Below are 24,761 nucleotides of genomic sequence, written 5' to 3'. Positions count from 1 at the left end.
ATGCAGGAACAACCCTATTGGCGTGAAACAGTTGCTACTGTAAATCTGGATGCGATTGGGCATAATGTAAAGCAGTTTCGACAACATGTACCATCTTCAGCACAGTTGATGGCTGTAGTGAAAGCGGATGGGTACGGTCATGGTTCTATTCCAGTTGCTCAAGCTGCGCTGGATGCTGGTGCGGACTGGATCGGTGTCGCTTTTTTGGATGAGGCATTGGAATTGCGTCGAGCAGGGGTGAGCGCTCCCATTTTGGTGATGGGTTATACCCCTCCGGCAGGAGTAGGTCTAGCCACGATAGAGGGGATTACTCTAACTGTCTATTCTCAGTCAGATGCTGCATTGATGGCAGAGGAAGCGATGCGAACAGGGAGAAGTCTCGATGTCCATGTGAAAGTGGATACTGGCATGGGACGGCTCGGTTTGCTTGAAGATGAAGTTTTGCCAATGCTTCATGCAATCGGAGCCTATCAGGGCATTCATGTTGCGGGTCTTTTTACCCACTTCGCTTGTGCAGATGAACGGGACAAGTCGTATACACATGAGCAAGCAGATCGTTTTGAAAAGGTGTGTGCTCAACTGCAAAAGGAAGGATTGCTTCCGCCCATGGTTCATGCGTCTAATAGCGGAGCTGCGATCGATCTGCCTCAATATGCTTATTCGCTCGTACGACTAGGGATTAGCCTATATGGGTATTACCCTTCAGCCGACGTCGATCACGAGTCCGTACGCTTGTTGCCAGCGCTCACGTTGAAAGCAAAGGTTGCTCGAGTGAAGAAATTACCAGCGGGAAGCGGTGTGAGCTATGGCAAAACCGCCACCGTCAATGGAGAGCGGTGGATAGCGACGGTCCCCATTGGCTATGCAGATGGATATAGTCGGCAGCTTTCCAATCAAGGTGTGGTCCTGGTGAATGGGAAGCGCGTTTCCGTCGTAGGGCGTGTCTGCATGGACCAAATTATGGTGGATGTTACCGAAACAATGCCGATCCAAGTGGGCGAAGAAGTGGTTCTCTACGGCGAACAAGCGGATCAAAGAGTGACGGTTGACGAAGTAGCTACGATGCTAAATACGATCTCTTATGAGGTAACAAGTAAGATTAGTCGGCGTGTTCCGCGAATATATTTGAGACAAGGGCATGTAGTGGAAGTAGTCAACCGCCTGCATTCGAAGCTGTGAAAGAGAAAGAATTGAAACATCCTGTGGGCAAAGCAGGAATGATGTAGGGAAAGTCGAATAATGTTATGAATGTAGGGTTATCGTCAGTTGATCTCATTCTCTCTAAAGTATAATTTTGCAACGTAACTGACATAATGGTAGTATTGAATAGAGAAAATCGCCAACGGAGTAGATGGTTGGGGGTGCTTGTAGTTGTCTCATACGAAAAGAATCATGATTAGCTTACCAGATCATCTCCTGCAGGAAGTGGATGGAATGGTGGCCAAAGAAAATTCGAATCGGAGCGAGTTTGTCCGCCGGGCGATGAAGCTTTATTTAAATGAGCGCAAAAAGCGTATTATACGCGAGATGATGCAGCGCGGCTATATGGAAATGGGTCGAATTAATCTTAATTATGCTTTGGAAGCTTTTGAAGCGGAAGAAGAGGCGGATGATACGTTGGTTCGTATGGTTAGTGGGGTGTAACCAACTTGATTGTTAAGCGTGGCGATGTTTATTTTGCCGATCTCTCTCCAGTGGTTGGTTCCGAACAAGGAGGCGTGCGTCCTGTTCTCGTCATTCAAAATAATATCGGTAATCGCTTCAGCCCCACCGTTATCATCGCCGCGATCACCGCTCAAATCCAAAAAGCGAAGTTACCAACGCACGTGGAAATTGACGCAAAAGCGAATGGCTTTGATCGAGATTCAGTCATTCTCTTGGAACAGATTCGGACCATTGATAAGCAGAGATTGACAGATAAGATTACCAGTCTTGATGATGAAATGATGGAACTTGTTAACGAAGCTTTGCAAATAAGCTTAGGACTAATTGATTTCTAACCGAGTAATGCCTTGATTATAAGTGTGGACTCCTTATATCCTGAGCTAATCTTGTGTATGGGAAACTTTTACCAAAGCTATATAGAAAACCAATCATGGAGACGGTGGGCATAAGGATGTGGGAGCACTTATTCTTCCGCATCCTTTTTTATATGCAAAGAGGCTCTTTTTGCGTTGGCCTATACGTTTTTTTAGTATAATAAGGAGAAATAAGAGTCAGTTTGTCTTCTAATAGAGGTGAAAGAGTGGACAAAAACTTTAAGCAGCAATATATTGATATCCTTCAATCCTACATGAAGGAACAAAAAGAAGATCACTTGTACGCTGCCGGTGAATTGGGGAAATGGATGATGGAAGACTATCTTCCCCCTGAAGAAGTCGTCAGTTACCATGCTGCTGGTCTCAAAGAAATCATGGGAGATCTTCCAGAAGAACTAACCTTTTCTTTGGACGTTTTGATCGAAATCATGGTCCGCTATGGGGTAGCTTATCGTGAGCATGAGATGTTGATCACCCGTCAACAGGAGTTGGAGTCGGAGATTGATGTGGCGGTCGGGATGCAGCAAACCCTTCTTCCAGATAGTCCGCCCGCTTATTCAGGATTGGACATTGGAACCATAAGTGTTCCGGCAAATCGAATGAGCGGTGATTATTATAACTTCGTCCTGCATGAAGATGGATCACTAGGGGTGGCGCTTTCTGATATTATTGGAAAAGGAATTCCAGCTGCTCTGTGTATGTCCATGATTAAGTATGCGATGGATGGTCTGGATGAGGAATCCCCCTCACCTTCGGAAATTTTGCGTCGTATTAACGCAGTGGTGGAACGGAATGTGGATTCCAGTATGTTTATTACGATGGTGTATGGAATGTACAATCGGCAGACCGACCGTTTCCAATATGCGACGGCGGGACATGAGCCTGGGTTTTACTATCGAGCCAAAGAGCGAACATTTTATGATATGACCACGCGTGGCTTGGTATTGGGTGTCAGCCGAAATGTGCAATACCACGAGTACAGTTTGGATTTAGAGCCAGGTGATGCGATTATTCTTTTCTCGGACGGGGTAACGGAGTGCCGGGTCGATGGGCAGTTTCTGGGTCGGGAAGGATTGCGTGAGATACTGGAGGGGAAAATGGACTTGCCCGCACAAGAAGCAGTTGATGCTACCTTTCAGCAGATCTATGAGCAAGCCAACTATGAGCTACGTGATGATCAAACGATTCTTCTGATCCGGCGAAAGTGAAGGGTTTGATGGAGGCGGGAAGAGGGTAAAGTAAGATTAGTATCGGAGGGTGAGATCGATGAATGTATCAATCGAAGAGCGGACGGGAACGGGTGTAGGAGCGACATTGGTCGTTCGGGGCGAAATCGATGTCTATACAGCTCCCGCCCTACGAGAGAAAATCATGCCACTAGCAGAGCAAGTTAGCTGTATCACTGTGGATCTAGCTGGTGTCGATTATATAGATAGCACCGGCTTGGGTGTATTGATTGGAGCATATAAAACCTTGCGTAGCCATAACGGCGAATTGGAGCTAACAGGAGTAAGTGCACGTCTTTATCGACTATTAAGCATTACCGGTCTGGATGAGATCTTTACGATTCACGAAAATGGAAAGGAGGAAACAAAGAATGGAACTGGATCCAATGGATGAAATTAAATTAAGTATCCCAGCGAAGCCTGATTATGTTGGTGTTGCTCGCTTAACTTTGTCCGGGATTGCTAATCGCATGGGCTTTTCTTATGATGACATCGAAGATATGAAATTAGCCATGGCAGAAGCTTGTACCAATGCTGTTGAGCATGCCTATAACGGCAGTGTGGGTGTAGTGGCTATTTCTTATCTCCTTTATCCCGATCGTTTAGAGGTTCGGATAGAAGATCAAGGTTGCAGTTTCGATCTGGCTCATGTGGAAACCGTAACGGGGCCCATCAAAAATGATTTGCCCCTTCCTATGATGAGAGAGCGTGGACTAGGAATCTACTTGATGAAATCCTTGATGGATCAAGTAGAGATTCAAGAAAGGGAGGGCGTAGTTGTAGTGATGACGAAGTATCTTCGTAGAGACGAGGTGGAACCCCATGCCGCAATCTCCGAGTCAAAATCACTCTAAGGAAGAAATGAAGGAGCGAATTATTCGCTACCAGGAGGAAGAAGATCCGGAATTGCAGAGGGAATTGGTTGAGCACTATACGGAGTTGGTTTCCAACTTGGCAGCCAAGTTTTCACGGGGTGCTGAACCATATGAAGACCTCGTGCAAGTAGGTATGATTGGCCTCTTAGCGGCCTTAAAGCGGTATGACTCTTCTTATGGACACACCTTTGAAAGTTTTGCTGTTCCAACCATTGTGGGAGAGATCAAACGCCATATGCGCGATAAAACATGGAGTGTCCATGTACCAAGGCGAATAAAAGAATTGGGACCTCGCATTAAACGGGCTGTTGAAGAGTTAACTACGCAATTGCAACGATCGCCGCAGGTAGATGAGATTGCTGACTATCTTGAAGTGAGACAAGAAGAGGTCTTAGAGGCGATGGAGATGGGGCGTAGTTACAATGCGGTGTCCGTAGATAGTCCCATCGAAGCTGGGAGCGACGGCAGTCAAATCACTTTGCTGGATCTGGTCGGTGAACAAGACTTATCCTTTGAGCACGTAGATCAACGTATGTTGCTGGAGAAGGCTTTTCAAACTTTGTCGGAGCGGGAGAGAAACATCCTACAACTTACATTTTTTGAAAACTACAGTCAAAAACAAGCGGGAGAGAAGCTGGGAATCTCACAAATGCATGTCTCTCGTCTTCAACGAAAGGCACTTCAAAAACTAAGAGAAACCATTGCAACGGAGCCATCCGAAGTCATTTGATTGTAGGGTGGCTTTATTTGTGTTTTGTCTAATTGCACTCTTTTTCAGAAGGCGGTATGATGAGGAAGCAGAGGAAGAGAAATAGTAGAAAGTAGTGAAAGCAGGATGGAAAATAGGCAGATCTATCAATTAATTGCGACCGAGTTAAAACTAAATGAAAAGAATATTATAGCGAGTATTGAATTATTGGAAGAAGGGAACACCATTCCCTTTATTGCTCGTTACCGCAAAGAGCAAACGGGGGAACTGGATGAAGAGCAGTTACGTGCGATCGAAGATCGCTACCAATATATGAAACAATTGAACCAACGAAAATCGGAAGTCCTGCGTCTTATCGATGAACAGGGAAAGTTAACAGATGAATTGCGTGATCAGATTGATCGGGCAGAAAAGTTGCAGGAAGTAGAAGATCTGTATCGTCCTTATCGTCAAAAAAGGAAAACGCGAGCTTCCAAAGCGAAAGAAAAAGGATTGGAGCCACTCGCCACGTTTCTTTTTCACACGGATGAGGAGGAACAGATCCTAACGGAAGCAGAGAAATACATAGATGAAGAAAAAGAAATTAACTCTACGGATGATGCGCTGGCAGGGGCAATGGATATCCTTGCAGAAAATATTTCAGATGATGCGCGTATTCGGAAGTGGGTCCGTGCTTTTACGTGGGATAGTGGTTCGTTGCTATCGGAAGCCCGTGACGCCCAGCAACAAAGCGTCTATGAAATGTATTATGAGTGGCAGGAAGCCATTAAAAAAGTCCCTCCACATCGAATCTTGGCTGTTAATCGGGGAGAACGTGAGGAAGTATTGCGGTTAAAAGTGGAGGTGGAGGAAGAGGAGATTCTTCGACAGATCGAAAAACTGTTTTTTACTGAATCATTCCATCCCTATTTGAAAAAGTCTGCAGAAGACAGCTACAAACGCTTGATTGCTCCTGCGATTGAACGAGAGATTCGAGCGGCATTAACGGAGAAAGCAGAAGAGCAAGCCATTCATATCTTTTCCGAAAATCTACGTAAGTTGCTCTTGCAACCTCCAATCCGTGGAAAGTGGGTTTTGGGGATGGATCCTGCTTATCGGACAGGCTGTAAGTGGTCCGTTGTCGATCCGATGGGCAAGCTGATGGAGTATGGGGTTATTTATCCCACCAAACCGCATAACCGTGTGGAAGAAGCGAAGAAGCAGATCAAACGTTGTATTGATCATTACAAGATTGATTTGCTTGCCATTGGGAATGGCACGGCTTCCCGTGAAACAGAACAATTTGCGGCAGAAGTGATTACTGAGCTAGAGAATGAGCTATTGCATTATGTAATCGTCAATGAAGCAGGGGCCAGTGTGTACTCCGCATCGAAGCGAGCACGTGAAGAGTTTCCGGAGCTGGATGTAGCACAGCGGAGTGCGATCTCGATTGCGCGTCGTTTACAAGACCCGTTGGCTGAATTGGTGAAAATTGACCCCAAGGCAATCGGAGTAGGACAGTATCAACATGATGTAACACAAAAGAAATTGGAACAAAGTTTGACTGCTGTAGTCGAGTCCGCTGTTAACCATGTAGGCGTAGATGTGAATACAGCCTCTGCCGCACTTCTTCAGTATGTCTCCGGAGTCTCTGCTGCTGTTGCTACCAATGTAGTCAAGAGACGAGAGGAAGAGGGACCATTCAACGATCGCAAGCAATTGAAGAAGGTTCCGAGACTGGGGAATAAGACATATGAACAATGTATTGGGTTCCTCCGCATTGTAGACGGGGATGAGCCACTCGATAAAACCCCGATTCATCCTGAGTCTTATCCAACTGTACTTAAACTATTGCAGAAGTGGGGCATCTCTGCGACTGAAATTGGAACCCCTGCTTTTATTGAACAAGTAAAAGAGGCAGACGTAAGAGCGTTAGCAGAAGAGTTGGAATGTGGCATACCCACTTTAAGGGATATTCTTAGTGCGTTATTGCGACCGGGTCGAGATCCTCGTGATGAGATGCCTGCTCCGATTTTGCGCTCGGATGTTCTGCAACTGGAAGATCTAACGGAAGGGATGCAATTGAAAGGGACGGTACGCAATGTCGTTGATTTTGGCGCTTTTGTCGACATTGGTTTGAAGAATGATGGACTTGTTCATCTATCCAAGTTAAGTGATCGCTTTGTTCACCATCCACTAGATGTGGTTGCTGTGGGGGATATCGTGAATGTATGGGTGTTGGATGTGGATCACGATCGAGGACGCGTGGGCTTATCCATGGTTCCATTTGAAGCTTAATAAAAGAAGGGGTTTTTGGGTGAGAAAGCGGTGGGGTTGGCTTCTTTTCCTGTTGGTTTGTTTGATCAGCGTTGGGTATGTACTATGGGGAAATCAATGGATTGGGGCAGACACTTCCTTGCTGGAAGCAGAAAAGATTGTTGAATTGGAAGTGCCAGGGGAATTAGCTCCTCTCTATCTTGAAGTAGCAGAAGAAAAGGGTGTACCTTGGACGTATCTTGCTGTTTGGGATGAGATGACGAATGAGTATCGTGGAGTCGATCGGGAGAGGATAAGAGCGCATGCTTCCGCCTTACAGGAAGCAGATAAGGAAGAAGGGTCAATAGAAAAATCTTTTTCTACCTTGCTCGCGTCGGAAGAGTTATCCACATTTGAAATTGAGGAAGCGTTGGCGATTGTGGATGCCTATCATTGGGAAGCAGCCTCGCTTGCAGAAGAAGATGTTTTCCCTTTTCGTAGTGAAGATTTGGATGGGGTTTCTTACTCTGATACTTGGGGAGCTTCTCGTTCTTATGGTGGGAATCGACAGCATGAAGGGACGGATTTATTTGCCGATCACGGTACGTCCCTTGTTGCTGTGGCGGAGGGGACCATCGTGAAGAAAGGTTGGAATGAACTAGGTGGTTGGAGCATGACGATCCGCGATGCGAAGCACCCTCAACTCAACTATTACTATGCACACATGAGTAAGTATGCGGAAGGAATAGAAGAGGGAGAGTCGGTGGAAAAAGGAACAGTGATTGGTTATGTGGGGGACTCTGGCTATGGTCCAGAGGGGACAACGGGAAAGTTCCCATCCCACCTTCATTTTGGCGTTTATGTGCAAAATGGTCTGTGGCCATGGAAGCGGGAAGCAGTGAATCCATATCCTTTCTTGGTGACTTGGGAAGAGGCTGTTATAGAGCGAGAAGAATAATCTATGACTCTATCTCTCGTTGGGATCGCTTTTTTGTTTGATGATTAAACATGAACCAACAATCATTGAGAAAGCGGATCTGTCTGCGATCCTTTCCGTAATACGCTTTCATTAATTGTGTCTTTAACCATTTAGGCATGATAATCCCACCTTAATCAAAAGTGTTCATGCAGATTTAGTAGGTAATATGAAAGTTTTTATTTTATGAAGCTACATTTAGCTAGATGAAATTGACGATTGGAACAGAGAGAAGCTCTTCTTCATGGATGATCTCGTGGGTTTAGCTTTCATCCGAGGACATGTGGTATTTACCATGACTGTTTTATGAAAATCTCCTGCTGGAAGTGTGAGCCGTTGGTTGCCGAGGCCCCATCTGTGTGTTGTATCATATGAGAGACTGGATGGTTATGTGTCTATTTCAAATTAGAAAGGATGAGTGTTCATGAGTTTACTTCAGTGGTATGAGAAAGGACTGACGACAAGTCAGTATATCGATTCGATGCAGGTGAATCGGGAAGATATGTTATCTATTTATGATCGGTTTTTACTTTCGGATCACGAATGTAGTAAGTTAGAGGGATTACGTTCTCAGGCGTTGAAGATGGTGGTACTAACGGCTGATTGGTGTGGAGATGCGATGTTATGTGTTCCGGTCATGCTACGAATAGCAGAAGCGACTGGCATCTCCGTGCGTTTTCTCATTCGAGATGAGAATCTTGAACTGATGGACCAATATCTGACCAATGGTACCTCTCGTTCCATTCCGATCTTTATCCTCTTAGATGAAGAAGGAAGGGAAAAGGCGGTTTGGGGTCCACGAGCACCTGAGGTTCAACAGATTGTCATGGATAGCATCGCCAAACTGCCTGCGAAAGATGCCCCTTCCTATCCTGAGGAACAAAAGAAGATGTATCGCTCCTTTAAGAGTAAGCTGGTAAATGATCCTAGTATTTGGGATGTGGTTTATCACAGTATGAAGGAGCGCTTCTTAAGCGAAGCATAAATAGTAATTTGTTTGCTGTTGGAGCTTCTATCATTATGTTAAGTTCCGATATACCTCGCAATAAGTGAGCGTGCCAATATGGGGTCATCCGTTCCTTGAACCAGTGTACGGCCATCGGGAAATAAGACTAGCTGTTGCGCGCCTAAGTTGACTCGAAGCAAAAAAGGGTTTTTCTCAACTTGAGCCACAGCAGCTAGCTTCTGAGTCAGTGTATCCAGATTGAGTGTTTGTTTCTCTTTCGGAGTAAATTGAATCGTATTTCGCCCACAGAGAGAAACCATTTCTTCCGACTTATCGTTGGGATGAAGAAAGTCAAACTGCTTGAGTGCACAACAACGACAGCTAGCGCTTTGTTTGTTGTGTACATCAAGAGCGGTTGATTGATTTTCCCATAGATGAAAGTGCCGGTATCGAGAGTCGATGGAAGAGGTATCTCCGACAATCCATTTTATTGCATCCGTCACCTGATGAGCGGCTACGAGGTGAATGATGGGGCTGATTACGCCTGCGGTATCGCAGGTATCTGCACTACCAGCTACGGGTGCTGAGGGAAACAAACAACGCAAGCAGGGGGTTTGCCCCGGCTGGATAAAGAAGCAAGAGCCTTGTGCTCCAACTGCACCTCCATAGCTCCACGGTATTTGATATTTCACGCTGATATCATTGAGTAAATAACGAACGGAGAAGTTGTCTGATCCATCAATGATGAGGTCGGCGTTCCTCAACAGGCCGTCAGCATTCTTCCAAGTGAGATCCGTAACGGTTGCCTCGATGTGAACACGGGAATTAATCTCTTGTAGCTTTTGTTTGGCTGCGATTGCTTTCGGAAGACCTTGACTTGCATCGTGCTCATTATAAAGCATTTGCCTTTGAAGATTGCTGCTCTCGACGAAATCGCGATCTATGAGGTCGATACGTCCCACTCCAGCTCTTACGAGGTGGTTAGCCGAGGCTGTTCCTAGTGCGCCCAATCCAACAATGGCAACACGAGCATCAAGCAGTTGCTGTTGCCCTGTTTCCCCAATCGGCGCAAATAATATTTGACGAGAATATCGCTCATGAAAGGACATGGTCATCACCTACCTTGGATGGTCCATCTATTATAACGAAATTAGCGCAATTATGCAGGCAGTTTTTGGTTGGGAGAAAGGAGGGATACGGAAGATGGAACAGAATGAAGTCATTCAGTGGTTAGTGGGTTTGCTAGTGGAAGACATTGAACGTATGGAAGAAGACGAACGTCCGATAAAACGTATTGAAACAGAAAACCAAGGGTTTCATCTATCCATGAAAAACGGGAAGGGCTGTTTTGTACGTGTAGATTCAACGGGTGAAGCGAAGGAGGAAGAGTCTATGCATGAGTCTATGCATGAGTATATAGATGAAGATGATGTTATTCATATCTCCTATGAGGAACTGCAAGATTTAGTAGGTGTATTGGAACGATTACTAAAATTTCTTCAGTTTGATGAGAAGAAAATGGGAGAGGTTATGGTGCGGACCACCGATTTTCCTTGGGAAAGCCGGGCCAAACGAATGGAAAAGATGAAGGAGGAATTAGAACGGGTACTAAAAGCGCTGGAGAACAAGATGGACGAAGAAAGGTAGATCGAATTGAGGGAGATAAGGAAATCGCTCTGCTAGGGCACTGGCTCTAGCAGAGCGATTTCCATATGAAAAGATAGTATGAAAATATGAGGGACATGAGAGCGATGTGATACTACTGGATCATGATCAGGCTATTGAAGGAAGTCGTTGATCACTTGAATGAGTTGATCTTCAAAGACCGCTGTACTCTCAGTAAATGTATTTTCATCTACAGACAGTTGAAACTCAGCGGGTGCCTGGTGGGAACCAACTAGCTCAAGATAGATATCCACTCTCTCTTCCTCGTCGATGGGGTCAAAACTGATTTTAGCTTCCTCGAGATCCTGCTGGATGGACTGTGGAGGATGGAAAGAGAATTCCTGAGTAAATGGATGGATTTGCATCTCTTTTTCATAGTTATATTCCACATTGTAAAGTTGGAAGGCTTTTTGTTCCATTACACTCAGCACAGTTTCGATCAAGGGATGAGGAAAAACCTCGATTTCTCCCATCTCGGCGAGTTCCTTCTCTTCACTTACGATGTCAGTCCGTAAGTAAACAGGGGTATCATCCAATGTGACAGGGGTGTCCCATGGAAGTTCAAATTGAAAGGGGATTTGCGTCTTTTTACTGGGCTCAATCTGGATCGTTTCCGTTAGAGGATACTCTGCTAAGACATACTCTTCTGATGAATTCCCTACTGGAATGACAAAGGAGAGTGTAATATCCTGCAGGTTCTTCACAGTATCCCCATTGATGGCGACTTCTCCGAGAACCCATTCTCCTTGGCGGTAGTGTGTCTTCTCTAACTTCGTATCCACAATGGCTCCGTCCAGTTGGAGACTAGACACGGTTTGTACAGTCATGGATGCCAATCATCCTCCTGATCATAAACAAGTGATTACGATGAATAGATTAATTGTTTTTTAGGACCAGGTCAATAGCTGGCAGGACAAAATAAAAAATACTTCCATAATTGAGTGAGATCTACGTCTTAAGATGAAAGCAAACCGATAGAAAAAAGGCCTGGGAAATAAAAATTTGTTATTGACTTCGGTTTAAATCCATGTTAAATTGTAATAGTCGCTGAAAACGAAGCGCCTGAACGGCGGGCTTTGACAGTGTGTTTGATTGAAAGATTAGCAGAAATAAACTTACAAAAAAGCACTTGCAAATGTGAGTGAGATAAGCTATAATAAAAAAGTCGCTCGGAAGAAAGAAACTCATCATTCCTCCGTAGCTCAATGGTAGAGCGCCCGGCTGTTAACCGGTAGGTTGCAGGTTCGAGTCCTGCCGGGGGAGCCAGTACACGCGGAGAGATACTCAAGAGGCCGAAGAGGACGGTTTGCTAAACCGTTAGGGGGTCTTACGGCCCCGCGCGGGTTCGAATCCCGCTCTCTCCGCCACGTTAGTCTTGTAGAGCGCAGTATTTGCTTGGCCCGTTGGTGAAGCGGTGAACACACCAGCCTTTCACGCTGGCATGCAGGGGTTCGAATCCCCTACGGGTCACCAAAAATAGATGTTAGAGATCGGGAATCAGAGGTGAGAGCTTTCCGAATTCTGATCCCTGGCATCTCACTTATCACAAGGACGATTAGCTCAGCTGGGAGAGCACCTGCCTTACAAGCAGGGGGTCGGCGGTTCGATCCCGTCATCGTCCACCAGTGCAACACTTCTTTTTACGCGGAGCTGTGGTGTAGGGGTCAACATGCCTGCCTGTCACGCAGGAGATCGCGGGTTCGAATCCCGTCAGCTCCGCCAATTTTCATTATGGCGGCTATGGCGAAGTGGTTAACGCACCGGATTGTGGCTCCGGCATTCGTGGGTTCGATTCCCATTAGTCGCCCCATTTATATATTGTTGGGGTGTAGCCAAGCGGTAAGGCAACGGACTTTGACTCCGTCATGCGCAGGTTCGAACCCTGCCACCCCAGCCATTCACGCACTTTATAGATAGAAAATTCGCACAATTTCATGCGAGCCATTAGCTCAGTTGGCAGAGCACCTGACTTTTAATCAGGGTGTCGCAGGTTCGAATCCTGCATGGCTCACCAGAGAAAAACCTCCTTAGGTAATAGGGAGGTTTTTTGTGTGAGTCCGTACCTATAGTAGCTATTCGCCACGGGGTCTCTGTGATCCACGCGATCCGCGTGGCCCTCGTAACCCTCGCGGACCAGCTGGACCCAAGGAACCAGTCGCCCCAGGGAGCGGGATGGAGGGATTTCCTGCTTTGAATACAAATCCCTCTTCTCTGGGACCCAGGCTGTTATTTGTCGTCTGGGTTGCCCCTGGAGAAACAGGAAACCTTCTCGATGTTGTTAGTCCGCATACATAAACATTTTGAAAAGTATCAAGGGTGATGGCGCATGGGTTTTGTTCTCCATCGATCCCGCCAATATAAGTGGAGAACAAGAGTCCAGTACCTGCAAAGCTGAGGGATGTTAAAAAAACGTCTGATAGGCCCAACGCTTGCCTCTGGAAGGCATCGGATGTGGTAGGCAGGTCTGTCGATTCGGTCCCACCTGCAATCCATACATTTGCGAAGTGATCGACAGCGATTCCTTGACTGATATCATTCCCACTCCCACCGAAATAAGTAGAATAGACGAGTCCAGATCCTCTGCGATTCATTTTTGATATGAAAGCATCACACTCAGCGAAACCAGCTATTTGTGTTTGGAAAGCCCCAGGGGTTACAGGGAAATTATTGGAGAACGTCATACCTGTAATATAAGCGAATCCAGAGGAATCGACAGCGATGCCGCTAGCGATATCATCCGCTGATCCGCCTAGATAGGTAGAATAGACGAGTGAGCTCCCGCTCGGATTCACTTTGGTTATAAAGGGGCTTTCTATATCTACAAAGTCTCCTCCTGGGCTCATGGTTTGAAAAGCTCCATTGGTGACGGGGAAAGAAGTGGAAGTGGTAAATCCCGTGACATAAGCAAAACCGGCGGAATCAATCGCAATGCCTGTGCCGCAATTATCGGCATCTACCCCATTCCCTCCTAAAAAAGTGGAATAGATCAGCGAAGAACCTTGTGGATTCATGCACGTGACAAAGGCATTGCGAAACCCGGCTAACTGGGTTTGAAAAGCTTGCGATGTGATGGGGAAGGTGGTTGCGGTGGTGAGTCCGGTGACATAAGCGGACCCTTCTTCATCCACGGCGATACTATTGCCACCGCTAATCATATCTTCTTCTGATCCCCCTCCTAAGAAGGTGGAATAGAGTAAGGTAGAGCCAGTAGGAGATAGCTTCGTTACGTAGGCATACTCGGCTTCACCGAAAAGCTGTGTTTGAAAGGCGTTCGATGTAACGGGAAAATTACTGGAGCCTGTATCGCCGGTCACATAGGCAGAACCAAGTGAGTCGACTGCAATACCAAGACCTTCATCAAAGGAATCTCCTCCAAGAAAGGTAGAATAGAGAATGGAAGTACCGCTTGGATTATATTTGGTGACATAAGCGCTAAAGACGCCCCCGGGATAGACAGTCTGGAAGGAACCTGACGTGACTGGGAAATTATCCGATGACGTGGAACCTGCTACATAGGAAGAGCCTGTAGAATCAGCGGCAATGCTATTGGCTGGATCGTTAGAAGATCCGCCTAAATAGGTAGAGAAAATAACGACAGGGTCAATAACAAGTGGTTTGGTATTGTCGTATTTCTCTTCTACAGTAAAGCCGAACTGGTTATCGGGATGTAACTGAAAACGAGTAGATACAATATCCTCTTTCCTTCCGAGTGGGTAACTAATGGGTCTCTCCTCTTTTAATATGCCGTATCTGGTATATATCAAGAGATCTCCTTTTTCACTGAGAAAGAGTTGATCGGAATCCTCATACTTCAGGAGGATGTTCTCTGTATTCGCTCCTGGCTGAAGGTGGCACTCGTATTTCAGTTGAGAGGGGGTTAGGTGAAAGAGCAGGTTAATTCCAGGCCAGACTTCTTTGTAAAGGACTTTGTTCGTGTTCTTCTGCGATGGCTCATCTACATCGGATGGAAAAAGGGGAATATGTTGCGGGGTTGTATTCCCTACTGTGTTTATAAAGCAAAGGGTTAATTGGTGAGATGGAAAGATATTTAATAACACCTTATTATTAAGAAATATCGGTTTTATGGCCTGTCTGATCAGAGGGATGGAAGTGTGCTCGTTTCCAAAAGCACCAGGTGCCGATAACAGCCGCTTTTCTGAGTTTTTATCCCCGGTTCTTGATCGCAAAAGATCTCATCCTTTCATACTTCGATGAAATATTATTATTCTCGTTAGTGAAGGTTTGTGAACCAGAGATAAATTTCCCCGAAAAAAATAGTGAAAAGTGCTTGACTCAAATTATGTAGCATGATACTATAGTACTTGTCGGCAGGCGATGAAGCCCAACGACACAAAATGAAATTCGCTGATGACAGCGTACACAAGCGGGTGTGGCGGAATTGGCAGACGCACTAGATTTAGGATCTAGCGCCTCTGGCGTGGGGGTTCGAGTCCCTTCACCCGCACCATTATAAATTGATGAGTATGTATGCGGTCGTGGTGGAATTGGCAGACACGCTATCTTGAGGGGGTAGTGGCCTCATGGCTGTGCGAGTTCGAGTCTCGCCGACCGCACCACCTAACAGGATTGCGAAGTGCAGCTGGTGCACTCTCGGGGTGTGGCTCAGCTTGGTAGAGCGCCTCGTTCGGGACGAGGAAGTCGCAGGTTCAAATCCTGTCACCCCGACCATCTAGCAAAAGGAAAATTTGATTATGCGGGTGTAGTTCAATGGTAGAACATCGGCCTTCCAAGCCGAATGCGTGGGTTCGATTCCCATCACCCGCTCCAAAGCGACCGTAGCGATTAACGCTGCGGTCTTTTACTTATGGAGGGGTTTCTGATGCAGGATGAATTTTCCTTAATCCATCATTTGCTCACGCGCCGACCTCCCCCCTCGAGGAAGATCGAGGTTGATGCGGGGGATGATGCGGCTGTTCTGGGTGTCTCAGCAGGCTGTCATGTTGTTGTCACCAGTGATACGATGGTGGAGAGCGTACACTTCTTACGAGAGACGATGCGGCCGTCCGATATTGGATGGAAACTCATGGCCGCGAACTTAAGTGATATTGCTGCTATGGGAGCGAAACCTACCTTCGCCACTCTTTCGCTTGCGATTCCGAAGGATTGGACAACAAAAGAGTTGGAAAGTATCTACGAAGGGCTATATGAATTGGCTCACAGATGGAAAGTGACTCTTGTCGGAGGCGATACGGTCTCTTCACCGAATGGGCTGGTGTTAACGCTTACCTTGTTAGGGGAAATAGAAAAGGGAAGAGCAAGGAGACGCTCGGATGCACGAGCGGGAGATGTGGTATTTGTCACGGGACCGCTAGGAAGCTCAGCGGCTGGATTAGATCTCCTTCTTCACGGAGCGGAAGAAGAGAAGAAACGATACGGTGGCCTCATCAAAGAGCATCGTCGCCCTGTACCGTGTGTGGAGCAAGGAGAATGGCTGGCAGCAACAGGCGTGCGTATTTCCCTAAATGACGTGAGTGATGGGATCTCTCAAGAAGCGTGGGAAATTGCCTCTGCTAGTAGTGTCCGTCTTGTATTAGAGCGAGCGAACATTCCCATCGCGAGTGAAATGCGTCGTTATGCCCACAGTAGAAACCGTGATCCCTATGATTGGGCTCTGCATGGAGGGGAAGACTTTCAATTAATAGGTACAGCTCCAGCTGATTGGTTTGATCAGATAGCGGGATCTCTTGTTGAACGGCTATATCCGATCGGACGAGTGGAAGCAGGAGATCCCGCTGTGGAAATGGTGGTGAACGGAGTCTCCCATCTGTTGGAACGACGTGGGTACAACCATGGTTCAAGGTGATGATAGCTATGTATCCCTTTCTTGAGTAAGTTTAATAATTGTTCTTATCTTGTAATAAGGGATGGGTAGATCATAAAGAAGGTGAATATGAAGATGACAAAGCTCTATCAATGGCGAACGGCTCGGGCGGAGGAAACGATGGAACTAGCACGAAAGTTTGCTAGGCTACTCTGTCCTGGAGATGTGGTAGCGCTCGAAGGAGATTTAGGAGTAGGAAAAACTACTTTTACACAAGGTCTGGCAACAGGACTGGGTATTAAAGGTCCAGTGGATAGTCCCACTTTTACGTTGATTAAAGAATATGATTCCACCCCCCCTCTCTATCATATGGATGTGTACCGCATCCAGGATCCTTATGAAGAACTGGGGTTAGAAGAATATTTTGAAGGAGAGGGAATTTCCTTGGTTGAATGGGCTCATCATATCGAGCCACAACTTCCCCATGATTGCTTTTGGCTAACGATTACCGTACAGGTAGACGGGAGTCGCTTAATCACATTGGAATCAACGAACAAACGCATGCAACAAATGGGTGAGGAGCTGGAACAGAAGTGAAAATGCTAGCTATAGATACCTCTACACTGGTACTGGGTGTGGCGGTTTTAGAGGAAGAGCGTGTATTGGGCGAAGTCACGACCAATCTTAAAAAGAATCATTCTGTACGGTTGTTGCCTACGGTACATCAATTGCTTCAAGACCTGGGGATAACGTTTGCGGAGATCGATCTAGTGGCTGTTGCACAAGGTCCAGGCTCCTATACAGGTGTTCGAATTGGTGTAACCACAGCGAAGACGATGGCGTGGGGGCGCAATTTACCTTTGATTGGTGTTTCTAGTTTGGCCACTTTGGCGTATAACGGAAAGCGGTTTCCAGGTGGGGTGGTACCGATGTTTGATGCGCGCCGTCAAAGAGTGTATACAGGCTTATATCAGCAGTCAAGTGAAGGTGAGTGGTCCTTACATAAAAAGGAACACGTCACCCCGATAGAGATTTGGCTTTCCGAACTTAAGGGAGAAGGGCCACTTCTTTTTCTAGGGGACGATGTGGCTACCTTTCGTTCAACGATTGAAAAGACATTAGGAGACCAAGCTCACTTTGGTAGCGCTGACGAGAATATTCCCAAAGCGATTGGATTGGGGAGAATGGCGTGGAAGAAGTGGCATAATCAAGAGAAAGAAGATCCTTATACCTTTGCGCCGGAGTATTTGCAGTTGACAGAAGCGGAGGCCAAATGGAAAGAACAACAGCAAGGGGAATCAAGATGAAGGAAGGATACCCTCACTTTCGTCCGCTGGAACCCGCTGATATACCAGCGGTATTAAAAGTAGAGCAAGCATCTTTTCCTACTCCATGGACAGAACAAGCTTTTCGGCAAGAACTAACTCATAATCGTTTTGCCCATTATACTGCGGTTGTATGGGACAAAGAGGTGATTGGCTATTGTGGAATGTGGGTGATAATGGATGAAGCCCACATTACCAACTTTGCTCTCTTGCCCAACTTTCGTGGCCGCTCGTTAGGAAAGATGACGATGCAGTATGTGTTTGAGTTAGCGAAAATGCTGGGAGCCAGTAAAATGACTTTGGAAGTGCGTCCTTCCAATCAAGCTGCCCTTGCCCTTTATTACAAACTCGGATTTGAAGTGACGGGTGTTCGTCCGCGCTACTATACGGATAATCAAGAAGATGCCATGATTATGTGGGTGAAACTAAATGATGATTGAAGGAAAAAAAGAACGGACTTTGGTCCTCGGAATAGAAACTAGTTGCGATGAAACTGCAGTGGCAGTGGTAGAAGGAGGGAATACCATTCTCTCCAATGTAGTTGCTTCACAAATGAATATTCATCGACGCTTCGGCGGGGTTGTACCAGAAGTGGCCTCGAGACGGCATGTGGAAAATATCACGCTGGTGATCCAAGAAGCACTTGATCAGGCGAAAATCACTTTATCTGATCTATCTGCGATAGCGGTGACTCAAGGTCCAGGTTTGGTGGGAGCACTTTTGATTGGGGTATCCGCAGCGAAAGCCCTCTCCTATGCGACCCATATTCCTTTGGTGCCTGTTCATCATATTGCGGGTCATATCTATGCCAATCATTTGATTTCAGAGCTTACTTTTCCGCTTGTCTCGCTGGTGGTTTCCGGAGGTCATACAGAACTCATTTATATGGAAGATCACATGCAATTTGAGCGCTTGGGACGTACAAGAGATGATGCTGCTGGGGAAGCATATGATAAAGTGGCACGTTTACTCCAATTGCCGTATCCAGGTGGCCCTCAAGTAGAGAAGTTGGCAAAAGAGGGAGAACCTCGTTATGACTTGCCACGTGCATGGCTAGAAGAGGGCTCGTTGGATTTTAGTTTTAGTGGATTGAAATCAGCAGTCATGAATAAAATACACAATGCTACTCAAAGGGGAGAAGAGTGGAGCCATGCCGACTTAGCGGCCAGCTTTCAGGAGTCTGTGCTAGATGTTTTGGTTGAAAAGTCGATGGAAGCAGTACAAAGAACAGGAGTCAAAGAATTGCTTCTGGCCGGTGGTGTGTCGGCAAATCAGGCCTTACGTACTGCTTTGACGGAGCGTTGTGAACAAGTAGGCATTCGTCTAAAACTTCCTCCCCTTTCTTTGTGTACAGATAATGCAGCGATGATTGCAGCAGCGGGGACCTTTGCATTTGCCAAGGGAGTTCGCGGAGATTTATCTTTAAATGCGCACGCGAATCTTCCCTTGATAGAGGATTTTACAGAAAAGGAATAATCTTGATTAATAGAATGATCCTGATCACAGCACATGCCACTAACTTATCCACACACTTGTGGATAAGTTAGTGGATAAAATGTGTGAACCTTATGCCAAAACTGACAGGTTGAAAGGGGATAAAGCTGTCGAAATAGATCGAAGGGTTTCGCTTTTGTTCGAACGATGTGGACAGTGTGGATGAATATATCCACAGACTTGTGGATAATGTGGATAACTTTATAGATGAGCGATTGTAAGGAGTTCAGGCAAGAAGCGCTTGTGGATAACTTGTGGATAAAGTAGTGGATTTGGGTATAAAGAGGAGGGGTGTAATTGGAGACGATCCGGCCGATGGGTGACCGTGCAGTACGTGTGGTCTTTGGTAAGAAAATTAGCCCTGATATCAATCGTTTGGTACAGGATTATTGTTCCTATTTGCAAACGGCAAAAATAGAAGGAATCGTAGAATGGGTACCCACCTACGGGAGTGTGGCCATTTATTACGATCCGATAGTGATCTCCTACGAAACACTTTGTGGAAAACTCAGACGATTAGAAAAGAAGCAGAGTGATAGGGATTCATTGCCTGATTCTATGCTGTTTCACTTACCGGTTTGCTATGGAGAAGAGTATGGTCCTGACTTAACGGAAGTAGCTCGCTATCACGACATGACGGAAGGGGAGTTGGTTCGCCTTCATACTCGTCCAAACTACCTAATCTATATGCTTGGTTTCGCTCCAGGCTTTCCTTACCTTGGTGGGATGAATCGCAGGATTGCCACTCCTCGTCGTTCTCAACCGAGAGCGAAAGTACCGAGAGGAGCAGTTGGCATTGCTGGAGAGCAAACCGGTATCTACCCTTTGGAGACACCAGGTGGTTGGCAAATTATTGGGCGGACGCCTGTCTCCCTCTTCTCGTGGGGAGAAGAAGAGCCACTGTCTTTTAAGAGTGGAGATTGGCTTCGCTTTGTCCCTATTTCCGCTGAGGAATTCCAAAGGTTGGAACAAGAGGGGAGAGAGAAACCGATTACTCTAAAAAAAGAACTGATGAGGAGGGATCTCCATGAGAACAGAAATTGATTTGAACAGTGACTTAGGAGAAGGGTACGGGGTTTACCGACAAGTGGAGGAAGAAGCACTTTTTCAGTGTATCAGTTCAGCCAATATTGCTTGTGGCTACCATGCAGGGGATCACAATGTCATGTTTGATACGGTTAAGAAAGCTGTTGAGCAGAAGGTGAGCTTAGGGGCTCATCCCGGACTGCCAGACCGGATGGGATTTGGTCGCCGTTATATGGCGATCAATCCTGTGGAAATTCACCATCTGGTTGTTTATCAAGTGGGGGCGATGATGGCCTTTGCGAAGCTTCACGGACAGTGTTTGTACCATGTAAAACCGCATGGGGCTCTGTACCATATGGGAGCAGAAGATGAGGCAGTGGCAGAAGCAATCGCGAAGGCGATACACGAGCTCGATCCTCAATTGGTCTTATATGGGCCTTCAGGGAGCTACTTAATTGAAGCAGGGAAAAATGCTGGTCTGACAGTAGCTGAGGAAGCATTTGCTGATCGAACATACCAAGCAGATGGGCGTTTAACTCCGAGAACGGAGAAAAATGCGTTGATTGATGATCCACATAAGGCGGTGGAGCGTGTTCTCCGTATGCTAAGTGAAGGGAGAGTAGAAACAACAGCAGGCACTGACCATATCCTACACGCAGATACCATTTGTGTTCATGGAGATACGCCACATGCGCTACAATTTGCGCAACAATTGCGAAGTGGCTTATTGGAACAGGGAATTCAAATTAGGAAGGTGAGGCGCTGAGTATGAGTGTGAAGGTGATGAAGCCAGGGATTATGACGACGATTCAAGATAGTGGTCGCTTTGGCTATCAAAAGATAGGGGTTACGCCTGCTGGTGCAATGGACCCTTATGCTTTTGCGATAGCCAACTTGATTGTCGGTAACACACGTTATAGAGCCACTTTGGAAGTGACCTGGTCAGGATGTTGTCTTAAATCAGAGGACGATCACCTAGTGGCAATCACCGGAGGGGATTTAGGTGCCGAAGTGGAGGGAAAGCCTGCTCCGCTGTGGAAGAGCTTCTGGCTAAGAGCGGGAGAGACTCTTTTCTTTTCACAAAGGCGAAGAGGTGCGCGAGCGTATTTAGCAGTGGCAGGAGGATGGCAAGCAGAAGAAGTGTGGAGGAGTCAATCCACGGATGTGAAAGCCAAAGTAGGCGGGGTGAAAGGACGGTCGCTGCAAAGAGGGGACCGTTTATGGACTTGTTGCGCCAAGTCTTCTCAAGGACAAGCAAGTAGAGGTTTGGTCTCATCTATGATCCCGTATTATGTTCATCATCCCATATTGCGTGTTGTCATGGGACCGGATGACGACGCATTTACCAAAGAAGGCATCCAAACGCTCCTTTCTAGTGCTTATCGAATTGGAGCACAGTCCAATCGAATGGGATATCGTTTAGAAGGGTCCTTGATCTCTCATGTGGATGTAGCCGATATATTGACGGAAGCTGTCACCAGAGGAACCATTCAGGTACCGGCTGCGGGAGAGCCTATCATTATGATGGCAGACCACCAGACAACGGGGGGATATGCACAAATCGCTACAGTGATTTCTGCTGATCTCCCTTATTTAGCGCAACTGGGACCAGGAGACCAGGTTTCTTTTCGTCCTGTAATGGTGGAAGAAGCACACCGTGCGGTGCGGGAGATGGAAAAAGGATTACAGCAAATAGAAGCGGGGGCAAAAGGAGCATAAGGGTTTCTATGAAAGTCTCCACCTAGCGAAATGGATGTCACTAGGTGAAAAAACTGCCGCCGCCCATGAAAAAGGTAGCGAGAGAACCTGAAGCTTTCATGACGACTGCTTTCATCCAGGTCCTGTGGAGAGTGGACTATGGGTGATTTCTTTGAGGTTTGTCTTCTGGCTGGTCATCGGTCGTAGAAAATAACTTCATTTCTACGAAAAAAACGAGCGGAAAATTCGGAATTATATATGATTATCGAGGAGAGCAGTTTATACCAAATGATGGTTTTTTTCATAAATTACTAATGTATCCTTTGATGTCACTTCATTTAGAAAGGAGAAGCGTTATGAGTTACACCAACAATAGGAAATCCTCTTGTGGATGTGTGAAAGATCCCAATTCTACTATCCAGCGATTAATTTGTAGTGGGAAATATATGTTTGTTGTTATTCCTGTGTACAAACATGGAAGAATCGTGGATCAAATCAGTATCCCATTTTTGGTTTCTGATAAAGAAAAGGTTCTGCGATCGCTAGGAATCCCGATATAGAAATTCATGAAAAAGGAGGTTAAAGTATGTCCACCGAAAACAAAGTATTGCTATCTTTATCGAAAGATCAGTCAATAACAGCATCGTGGAGTGTTTCCTCTGCGAAAGAAAAGATGCTGGACTCTTTTCTCGATTTAGAAGCAAATCAAATATTGCGTGGTGTTCGCTTGTACCAACTCCAATCGGACGCAAAAGCAAATCAGGATGTAGAAAACTATCGTGATATCTTTGTGAAAGCAGATGTAGACTCTTGTACAATTCGCAATGTGGCTCCAGGAAAATATAAAGCGCAATATGGTGTCTTTCAAAGGGGCCATTTCTTTCCGGTCGCTCAATCGGATGAGATTACCCTCAAAGGGGAGAAGAAAGAGCGACAAGTTGACCGGCAAGTGCGAGCAGCGGGTCATCATGTCCCTTCCCCCTATTCATTGGCATCTTATTTTTCAACCGTAAATGCTGCAGTACCGTTCGCTCCGGCATATGGGATTGTGTCGTACAGTCAATCTAGCTATTTCCCATCAGATTTTGTTTGCGAAAACTATTCCGCATTCACCGTTAGTGGCTATTCCAGTAACTATTCACTTCTATTTAGCATTGTGAACTATGGACGGTACGATTTTTAACTTCATAGTAACCAAGCTTCGTATTGATAAAGTCAATACGAAGCTTTCTATCATAAGTCCAAGCGAGAGGATGGGATAGATGCAAATCCATGAAGGTGAACGATGAACCGAGAAAAAGGCAGGTAGGAAGATTTCATACTTCGAGTTTAGAAGGGTGTGAGAGAAATTGAAGATAGGAGATGGGAAGAGCCAAGGAGACGTCCCTCCCTTATTGATGTCAGAGTGTTGTCAATCAAAGAGCGGTTTATCGGTGCTTCTACTTACCTGGGAATACCCGCCGTATATTGTCGGTGGGCTAGCAAAAGCGGTATACGGATTGGCAAAGCATCTTGCGCAGGAGAAGGTAGAGGTGCATGTCATCACGAGTGCTGCCATCAATGCACCTTTAACCGAGAGAAGTGAGGGTGTATATGTGCATCGTGTCAACCTCTTGGTCGCCAATAATGAAACAGGAAGTTACTATGATTGGATTTTCCACTTAAATCTTGGAATGGTCGATAGAGTGGAGCGCCTTGTTGAAGAAGGGCTTCGATTTGACCTCATCCATAGTCATGATTGGCTGGTGGCGTTTGCTGCGATGAGTATAAAAGAACGTTATTCGCTGCCACTGGTTTCCACCTTTCATGGTTTGCAAGCACCGCGTAATCGTGCTGCTCGAGTAGAGGAGAAAGATAAAGTTCATGAGACAGAACACAAGCTATCAAAGGTAGCAGATAAAATGGTTACCGTAAGCAATTCCATGGTGGGGGAAATGGAGAGATTATTGGATGCCCCTCAAGGCCGTATTAAAGTGATCCCCAACGGCGTGGAATTTTCCACAAAGAAGGGAGGAGATGAAGAAGATCTCACCTCCTTTCGGCGATCTTTGGTAGACGATGAGGAGAAAATCGTGTTGTTTGTAGGGAGATTGGTCGCAGAAAAGGGCATTCATTATCTGTTACAAGCCATTCCTTATGTGCTCCAGCAACAACCCCAAGTTCGATTTCTCATCGTAGGTACGGGGTATATGGAAGAGCAATTAAAAAAAATGATCCAATATTTAGATTTAGAAAAAAATGTATCGCTACTTGGTTTTGTCGAAGAAGCATTTCGAGATAACTTGTATCGTGTAGCGGATCTTTGTCTATTTCCTAGTACCTTTGAACCTTTTGGGCTGGTGGCTTTGGAAGCGATGGCGTTTCATGTTCCAGTCATTGTCTCTCGAACAGGGGGACTCAAGGAAGTAGTGAAACATAAAGAAAATGGTCTATGGATAGAGAGCGAGAGTATTTCCTCCATTCAAGAGACTGTGACGTGGGCATTGGAGCATCCGCTAGAGATGAAAGCACTAGCAGAGAAAGCTTATAACGATTTGGACCGTTACAATTGGCTACACATTGCACAAGAGACGATTAAAGTATATCAAGAGGTATGTATTACACAAAAATAAAGCAAATAAATAGGGTGATCTCAATGGAATATTGGTTTCCGGAATGGAGATGGATATCTTCTTTACCTGCTAGCTATCGTGGTTAAAAAGCACATACTATTTATTCGCTCTTTTCATAATATACGTTGAAGATAAGTAGAGAAGAGGAGTGAG

25 protein-coding genes and 12 tRNA genes are annotated in these 24,761 nt (G+C 46.0%); 33 read left to right on the top strand and 4 right to left on the bottom strand.

Annotation, left to right across the window (positions count from 1 at the left end; translation table 11 throughout):
• The 9 genes from alr (at position 1) to AC6RGY_RS07975 (ending at position 8,042) form a co-directional block, all read left to right on the top strand.
• The gene (gene alr, locus AC6RGY_RS08015) at positions 1 to 1,179 is read left to right on the top strand and encodes an alanine racemase (RefSeq protein WP_499861533.1); all 1,179 of its coding nucleotides are present in this window, start codon (positions 1 to 3) and stop codon (positions 1,177 to 1,179) included.
• 213 nt (positions 1,180 to 1,392) lie between these two features.
• Positions 1,393 to 1,644: a CopG family ribbon-helix-helix protein gene (locus tag AC6RGY_RS08010; protein ID WP_499862449.1), complete on the top strand. Its 252-nt coding sequence runs from the start codon at positions 1,393 to 1,395 to the stop codon at positions 1,642 to 1,644.
• Between the two features lie 5 nt (positions 1,645 to 1,649).
• Positions 1,650 to 2,000, top strand: a complete 351-nt coding sequence (locus AC6RGY_RS08005) for a type II toxin-antitoxin system PemK/MazF family toxin (protein WP_499861532.1) — start codon at positions 1,650 to 1,652, stop codon at positions 1,998 to 2,000.
• A 245-nt stretch (positions 2,001 to 2,245) separates the two neighbouring features.
• The gene (locus tag AC6RGY_RS08000) at positions 2,246 to 3,247 is read left to right on the top strand and encodes a SpoIIE family protein phosphatase (protein WP_499861531.1); all 1,002 of its coding nucleotides are present in this window, start codon (positions 2,246 to 2,248) and stop codon (positions 3,245 to 3,247) included.
• Between the two features lie 58 nt (positions 3,248 to 3,305).
• A complete protein-coding gene (locus AC6RGY_RS07995) occupies positions 3,306 to 3,659 on the top strand; it encodes an STAS domain-containing protein (protein ID WP_499861530.1) in 354 nt (117 codons plus the stop codon).
• Complete coding sequence (gene rsbW, locus AC6RGY_RS07990; protein WP_499861529.1) at positions 3,637 to 4,119, top strand: anti-sigma B factor RsbW; 483 nt, start codon at positions 3,637 to 3,639, stop codon at positions 4,117 to 4,119. Before AC6RGY_RS07995 ends, rsbW begins: the two co-directional genes overlap by 23 nt.
• On the top strand, positions 4,088 to 4,870 hold the full coding sequence (gene sigB, locus AC6RGY_RS07985) for an RNA polymerase sigma factor SigB (protein WP_499861528.1): 783 nt from the start codon (positions 4,088 to 4,090) through the stop codon (positions 4,868 to 4,870). Before rsbW ends, sigB begins: the two co-directional genes overlap by 32 nt.
• Positions 4,871 to 4,975: 105 nt before the next feature.
• Positions 4,976 to 7,126: a Tex family protein gene (locus AC6RGY_RS07980; RefSeq protein ID WP_499861527.1), complete on the top strand. Its 2,151-nt coding sequence runs from the start codon at positions 4,976 to 4,978 to the stop codon at positions 7,124 to 7,126.
• 19 nt (positions 7,127 to 7,145) lie between these two features.
• Positions 7,146 to 8,042, top strand: coding sequence for a M23 family metallopeptidase (locus tag AC6RGY_RS07975; protein ID WP_499861526.1), 897 nt, complete (start codon positions 7,146 to 7,148; stop codon positions 8,040 to 8,042).
• Position 8,043: 1 nt separating this feature from the next.
• On the opposite strand, the gene cmpA is transcribed toward AC6RGY_RS07975, so the two are convergent.
• Positions 8,044 to 8,181 (bottom strand): cortex morphogenetic protein CmpA, encoded by a 138-nt coding sequence (gene cmpA / locus AC6RGY_RS07970; RefSeq protein ID WP_499861525.1) that lies wholly within the window; start codon positions 8,179 to 8,181, stop codon positions 8,044 to 8,046.
• A gap of 303 nt (positions 8,182 to 8,484) precedes the next feature.
• On the opposite strand from cmpA, the gene AC6RGY_RS07965 reads away from it, so the two are divergent.
• A complete protein-coding gene (locus tag AC6RGY_RS07965; protein WP_499861524.1) occupies positions 8,485 to 9,045 on the top strand; it encodes a thioredoxin family protein in 561 nt (186 codons plus the stop codon).
• 38 nt (positions 9,046 to 9,083) lie between these two features.
• On the opposite strand, the gene AC6RGY_RS07960 is transcribed toward AC6RGY_RS07965, so the two are convergent.
• A complete protein-coding gene (locus AC6RGY_RS07960; RefSeq protein ID WP_499861523.1) occupies positions 9,084 to 10,115 on the bottom strand; it encodes a ThiF family adenylyltransferase in 1,032 nt (343 codons plus the stop codon).
• Between the two features lie 94 nt (positions 10,116 to 10,209).
• Between AC6RGY_RS07960 and AC6RGY_RS07955 the strand changes: the two genes are divergently transcribed.
• A complete protein-coding gene (locus AC6RGY_RS07955) occupies positions 10,210 to 10,653 on the top strand; it encodes a hypothetical protein (protein WP_499861522.1) in 444 nt (147 codons plus the stop codon).
• A gap of 131 nt (positions 10,654 to 10,784) precedes the next feature.
• Here the strand turns inward: AC6RGY_RS07955 and AC6RGY_RS07950 are convergent, their stop codons facing one another.
• The gene (locus AC6RGY_RS07950) at positions 10,785 to 11,498 is read right to left on the bottom strand and encodes a sporulation protein (protein WP_499861521.1); all 714 of its coding nucleotides are present in this window, start codon (positions 11,496 to 11,498) and stop codon (positions 10,785 to 10,787) included.
• A gap of 364 nt (positions 11,499 to 11,862) precedes the next feature.
• Here AC6RGY_RS07950 and AC6RGY_RS07945 point away from each other — a divergent pair.
• The 8 genes from AC6RGY_RS07945 to AC6RGY_RS07910 all read left to right on the top strand — a co-directional run bounded on the left by AC6RGY_RS07945 (position 11,863) and on the right by AC6RGY_RS07910 (position 12,685).
• A tRNA-Asn gene (locus AC6RGY_RS07945) sits at positions 11,863 to 11,937 on the top strand.
• Positions 11,938 to 11,945: 8 nt separating this feature from the next.
• Positions 11,946 to 12,038, top strand: a tRNA-Ser gene (locus AC6RGY_RS07940).
• 30 nt (positions 12,039 to 12,068) lie between these two features.
• A tRNA-Glu gene (locus tag AC6RGY_RS07935) sits at positions 12,069 to 12,144 on the top strand.
• 76 nt (positions 12,145 to 12,220) lie between these two features.
• A tRNA-Val gene (locus AC6RGY_RS07930) sits at positions 12,221 to 12,296 on the top strand.
• A 21-nt stretch (positions 12,297 to 12,317) separates the two neighbouring features.
• Positions 12,318 to 12,393 (top strand) — tRNA-Asp (locus AC6RGY_RS07925).
• Between the two features lie 12 nt (positions 12,394 to 12,405).
• Positions 12,406 to 12,481, top strand: a tRNA-His gene (locus tag AC6RGY_RS07920).
• 12 nt (positions 12,482 to 12,493) lie between these two features.
• Positions 12,494 to 12,568, top strand: a tRNA-Gln gene (locus AC6RGY_RS07915).
• Between the two features lie 41 nt (positions 12,569 to 12,609).
• Positions 12,610 to 12,685, top strand: a tRNA-Lys gene (locus AC6RGY_RS07910).
• Positions 12,686 to 12,743: 58 nt separating this feature from the next.
• Here AC6RGY_RS07910 and AC6RGY_RS07905 read toward each other — a convergent pair.
• Positions 12,744 to 14,858, bottom strand: coding sequence for an SBBP repeat-containing protein (locus tag AC6RGY_RS07905; RefSeq protein WP_499861520.1), 2,115 nt, complete (start codon positions 14,856 to 14,858; stop codon positions 12,744 to 12,746).
• Positions 14,859 to 15,055: 197 nt separating this feature from the next.
• On the opposite strand from AC6RGY_RS07905, the gene AC6RGY_RS07900 reads away from it, so the two are divergent.
• From AC6RGY_RS07900 to AC6RGY_RS07835, 14 genes are all read left to right on the top strand, one after another.
• Positions 15,056 to 15,139: transfer RNA gene (locus AC6RGY_RS07900), tRNA-Leu, on the top strand.
• 22 nt (positions 15,140 to 15,161) lie between these two features.
• Positions 15,162 to 15,248: transfer RNA gene (locus AC6RGY_RS07895), tRNA-Leu, on the top strand.
• A gap of 35 nt (positions 15,249 to 15,283) precedes the next feature.
• Positions 15,284 to 15,360: transfer RNA gene (locus AC6RGY_RS07890), tRNA-Pro, on the top strand.
• Between the two features lie 25 nt (positions 15,361 to 15,385).
• A tRNA-Gly gene (locus tag AC6RGY_RS07885) sits at positions 15,386 to 15,459 on the top strand.
• Positions 15,460 to 15,511: 52 nt separating this feature from the next.
• Positions 15,512 to 16,495, top strand: a complete 984-nt coding sequence (gene thiL / locus AC6RGY_RS07880; RefSeq protein ID WP_499861519.1) for a thiamine-phosphate kinase — start codon at positions 15,512 to 15,514, stop codon at positions 16,493 to 16,495.
• A gap of 93 nt (positions 16,496 to 16,588) precedes the next feature.
• Complete coding sequence (tsaE, locus tag AC6RGY_RS07875; RefSeq protein ID WP_499861518.1) at positions 16,589 to 17,050, top strand: tRNA (adenosine(37)-N6)-threonylcarbamoyltransferase complex ATPase subunit type 1 TsaE; 462 nt, start codon at positions 16,589 to 16,591, stop codon at positions 17,048 to 17,050.
• A gap of 2 nt (positions 17,051 to 17,052) precedes the next feature.
• A complete protein-coding gene (gene tsaB, locus AC6RGY_RS07870) occupies positions 17,053 to 17,760 on the top strand; it encodes a tRNA (adenosine(37)-N6)-threonylcarbamoyltransferase complex dimerization subunit type 1 TsaB (protein ID WP_499862446.1) in 708 nt (235 codons plus the stop codon).
• Positions 17,757 to 18,218, top strand: a complete 462-nt coding sequence (gene rimI, locus AC6RGY_RS07865; protein WP_499861517.1) for a ribosomal protein S18-alanine N-acetyltransferase — start codon at positions 17,757 to 17,759, stop codon at positions 18,216 to 18,218. The genes tsaB and rimI overlap by 4 nt, the downstream gene beginning before the upstream one ends.
• On the top strand, positions 18,208 to 19,254 hold the full coding sequence (gene tsaD, locus AC6RGY_RS07860) for a tRNA (adenosine(37)-N6)-threonylcarbamoyltransferase complex transferase subunit TsaD (RefSeq protein ID WP_499861516.1): 1,047 nt from the start codon (positions 18,208 to 18,210) through the stop codon (positions 19,252 to 19,254). Before rimI ends, tsaD begins: the two co-directional genes overlap by 11 nt.
• 315 nt (positions 19,255 to 19,569) lie before the next feature.
• Positions 19,570 to 20,316: a 5-oxoprolinase subunit PxpB gene (pxpB, locus tag AC6RGY_RS07855; RefSeq protein ID WP_499861515.1), complete on the top strand. Its 747-nt coding sequence runs from the start codon at positions 19,570 to 19,572 to the stop codon at positions 20,314 to 20,316.
• The gene (locus AC6RGY_RS07850) at positions 20,300 to 21,064 is read left to right on the top strand and encodes a LamB/YcsF family protein (RefSeq protein WP_499861514.1); all 765 of its coding nucleotides are present in this window, start codon (positions 20,300 to 20,302) and stop codon (positions 21,062 to 21,064) included. Before pxpB ends, AC6RGY_RS07850 begins: the two co-directional genes overlap by 17 nt.
• Before the next feature lie 2 nt (positions 21,065 to 21,066).
• Positions 21,067 to 22,017, top strand: a complete 951-nt coding sequence (locus AC6RGY_RS07845; protein ID WP_499861513.1) for a 5-oxoprolinase subunit C family protein — start codon at positions 21,067 to 21,069, stop codon at positions 22,015 to 22,017.
• A gap of 565 nt (positions 22,018 to 22,582) precedes the next feature.
• Positions 22,583 to 23,179 carry a hypothetical protein gene (locus AC6RGY_RS07840; RefSeq protein ID WP_499861512.1) on the top strand — a complete coding sequence of 199 codons (597 nt, stop codon included), beginning with the start codon at positions 22,583 to 22,585 and terminating at the stop codon, positions 23,177 to 23,179.
• 166 nt (positions 23,180 to 23,345) lie between these two features.
• Positions 23,346 to 24,608, top strand: coding sequence for a glycosyltransferase family 4 protein (locus tag AC6RGY_RS07835; protein ID WP_499861511.1), 1,263 nt, complete (start codon positions 23,346 to 23,348; stop codon positions 24,606 to 24,608).
• The last annotated feature ends 153 nt before the right edge of the window (positions 24,609 to 24,761 follow it).

The organism is Mechercharimyces mesophilus, from assembly GCF_059818345.1.
This window is presented reverse-complemented; position numbering and strand designations above follow the sequence as displayed.

Coding starts and splice junctions, on each gene's coding strand:
- AC6RGY_RS07845 (WP_499861513.1), top strand. CDS start 21,067: ATGAGTGTGAAGGTGATGAAGCCAGGGATTATGACGACGATTCAAGAT.
- AC6RGY_RS07955 (WP_499861522.1), top strand. CDS start 10,210: ATGGAACAGAATGAAGTCATTCAGTGGTTAGTGGGTTTGCTAGTGGAA.
- AC6RGY_RS08010 (WP_499862449.1), top strand. CDS start 1,393: ATGATTAGCTTACCAGATCATCTCCTGCAGGAAGTGGATGGAATGGTG.
- AC6RGY_RS07965 (WP_499861524.1), top strand. CDS start 8,485: ATGAGTTTACTTCAGTGGTATGAGAAAGGACTGACGACAAGTCAGTAT.
- sigB (WP_499861528.1), top strand. CDS start 4,088: ATGCCGCAATCTCCGAGTCAAAATCACTCTAAGGAAGAAATGAAGGAG.
- AC6RGY_RS07840 (WP_499861512.1), top strand. CDS start 22,583: ATGTCCACCGAAAACAAAGTATTGCTATCTTTATCGAAAGATCAGTCA.
- tsaE (WP_499861518.1), top strand. CDS start 16,589: ATGACAAAGCTCTATCAATGGCGAACGGCTCGGGCGGAGGAAACGATG.
- AC6RGY_RS07850 (WP_499861514.1), top strand. CDS start 20,300: ATGAGAACAGAAATTGATTTGAACAGTGACTTAGGAGAAGGGTACGGG.
- AC6RGY_RS07960 (WP_499861523.1), bottom strand. CDS start 10,115: ATGTCCTTTCATGAGCGATATTCTCGTCAAATATTATTTGCGCCGATT.
- AC6RGY_RS07980 (WP_499861527.1), top strand. CDS start 4,976: ATGGAAAATAGGCAGATCTATCAATTAATTGCGACCGAGTTAAAACTA.
- alr (WP_499861533.1), top strand. CDS start 1: ATGCAGGAACAACCCTATTGGCGTGAAACAGTTGCTACTGTAAATCTG.
- tsaB (WP_499862446.1), top strand. CDS start 17,053: ATGCTAGCTATAGATACCTCTACACTGGTACTGGGTGTGGCGGTTTTA.
- AC6RGY_RS07950 (WP_499861521.1), bottom strand. CDS start 11,498: ATGACTGTACAAACCGTGTCTAGTCTCCAACTGGACGGAGCCATTGTG.
- thiL (WP_499861519.1), top strand. CDS start 15,512: ATGCAGGATGAATTTTCCTTAATCCATCATTTGCTCACGCGCCGACCT.
- rsbW (WP_499861529.1), top strand. CDS start 3,637: ATGGAACTGGATCCAATGGATGAAATTAAATTAAGTATCCCAGCGAAG.
- tsaD (WP_499861516.1), top strand. CDS start 18,208: ATGATGATTGAAGGAAAAAAAGAACGGACTTTGGTCCTCGGAATAGAA.
- cmpA (WP_499861525.1), bottom strand. CDS start 8,181: ATGCCTAAATGGTTAAAGACACAATTAATGAAAGCGTATTACGGAAAG.
- AC6RGY_RS07995 (WP_499861530.1), top strand. CDS start 3,306: ATGAATGTATCAATCGAAGAGCGGACGGGAACGGGTGTAGGAGCGACA.
- rimI (WP_499861517.1), top strand. CDS start 17,757: ATGAAGGAAGGATACCCTCACTTTCGTCCGCTGGAACCCGCTGATATA.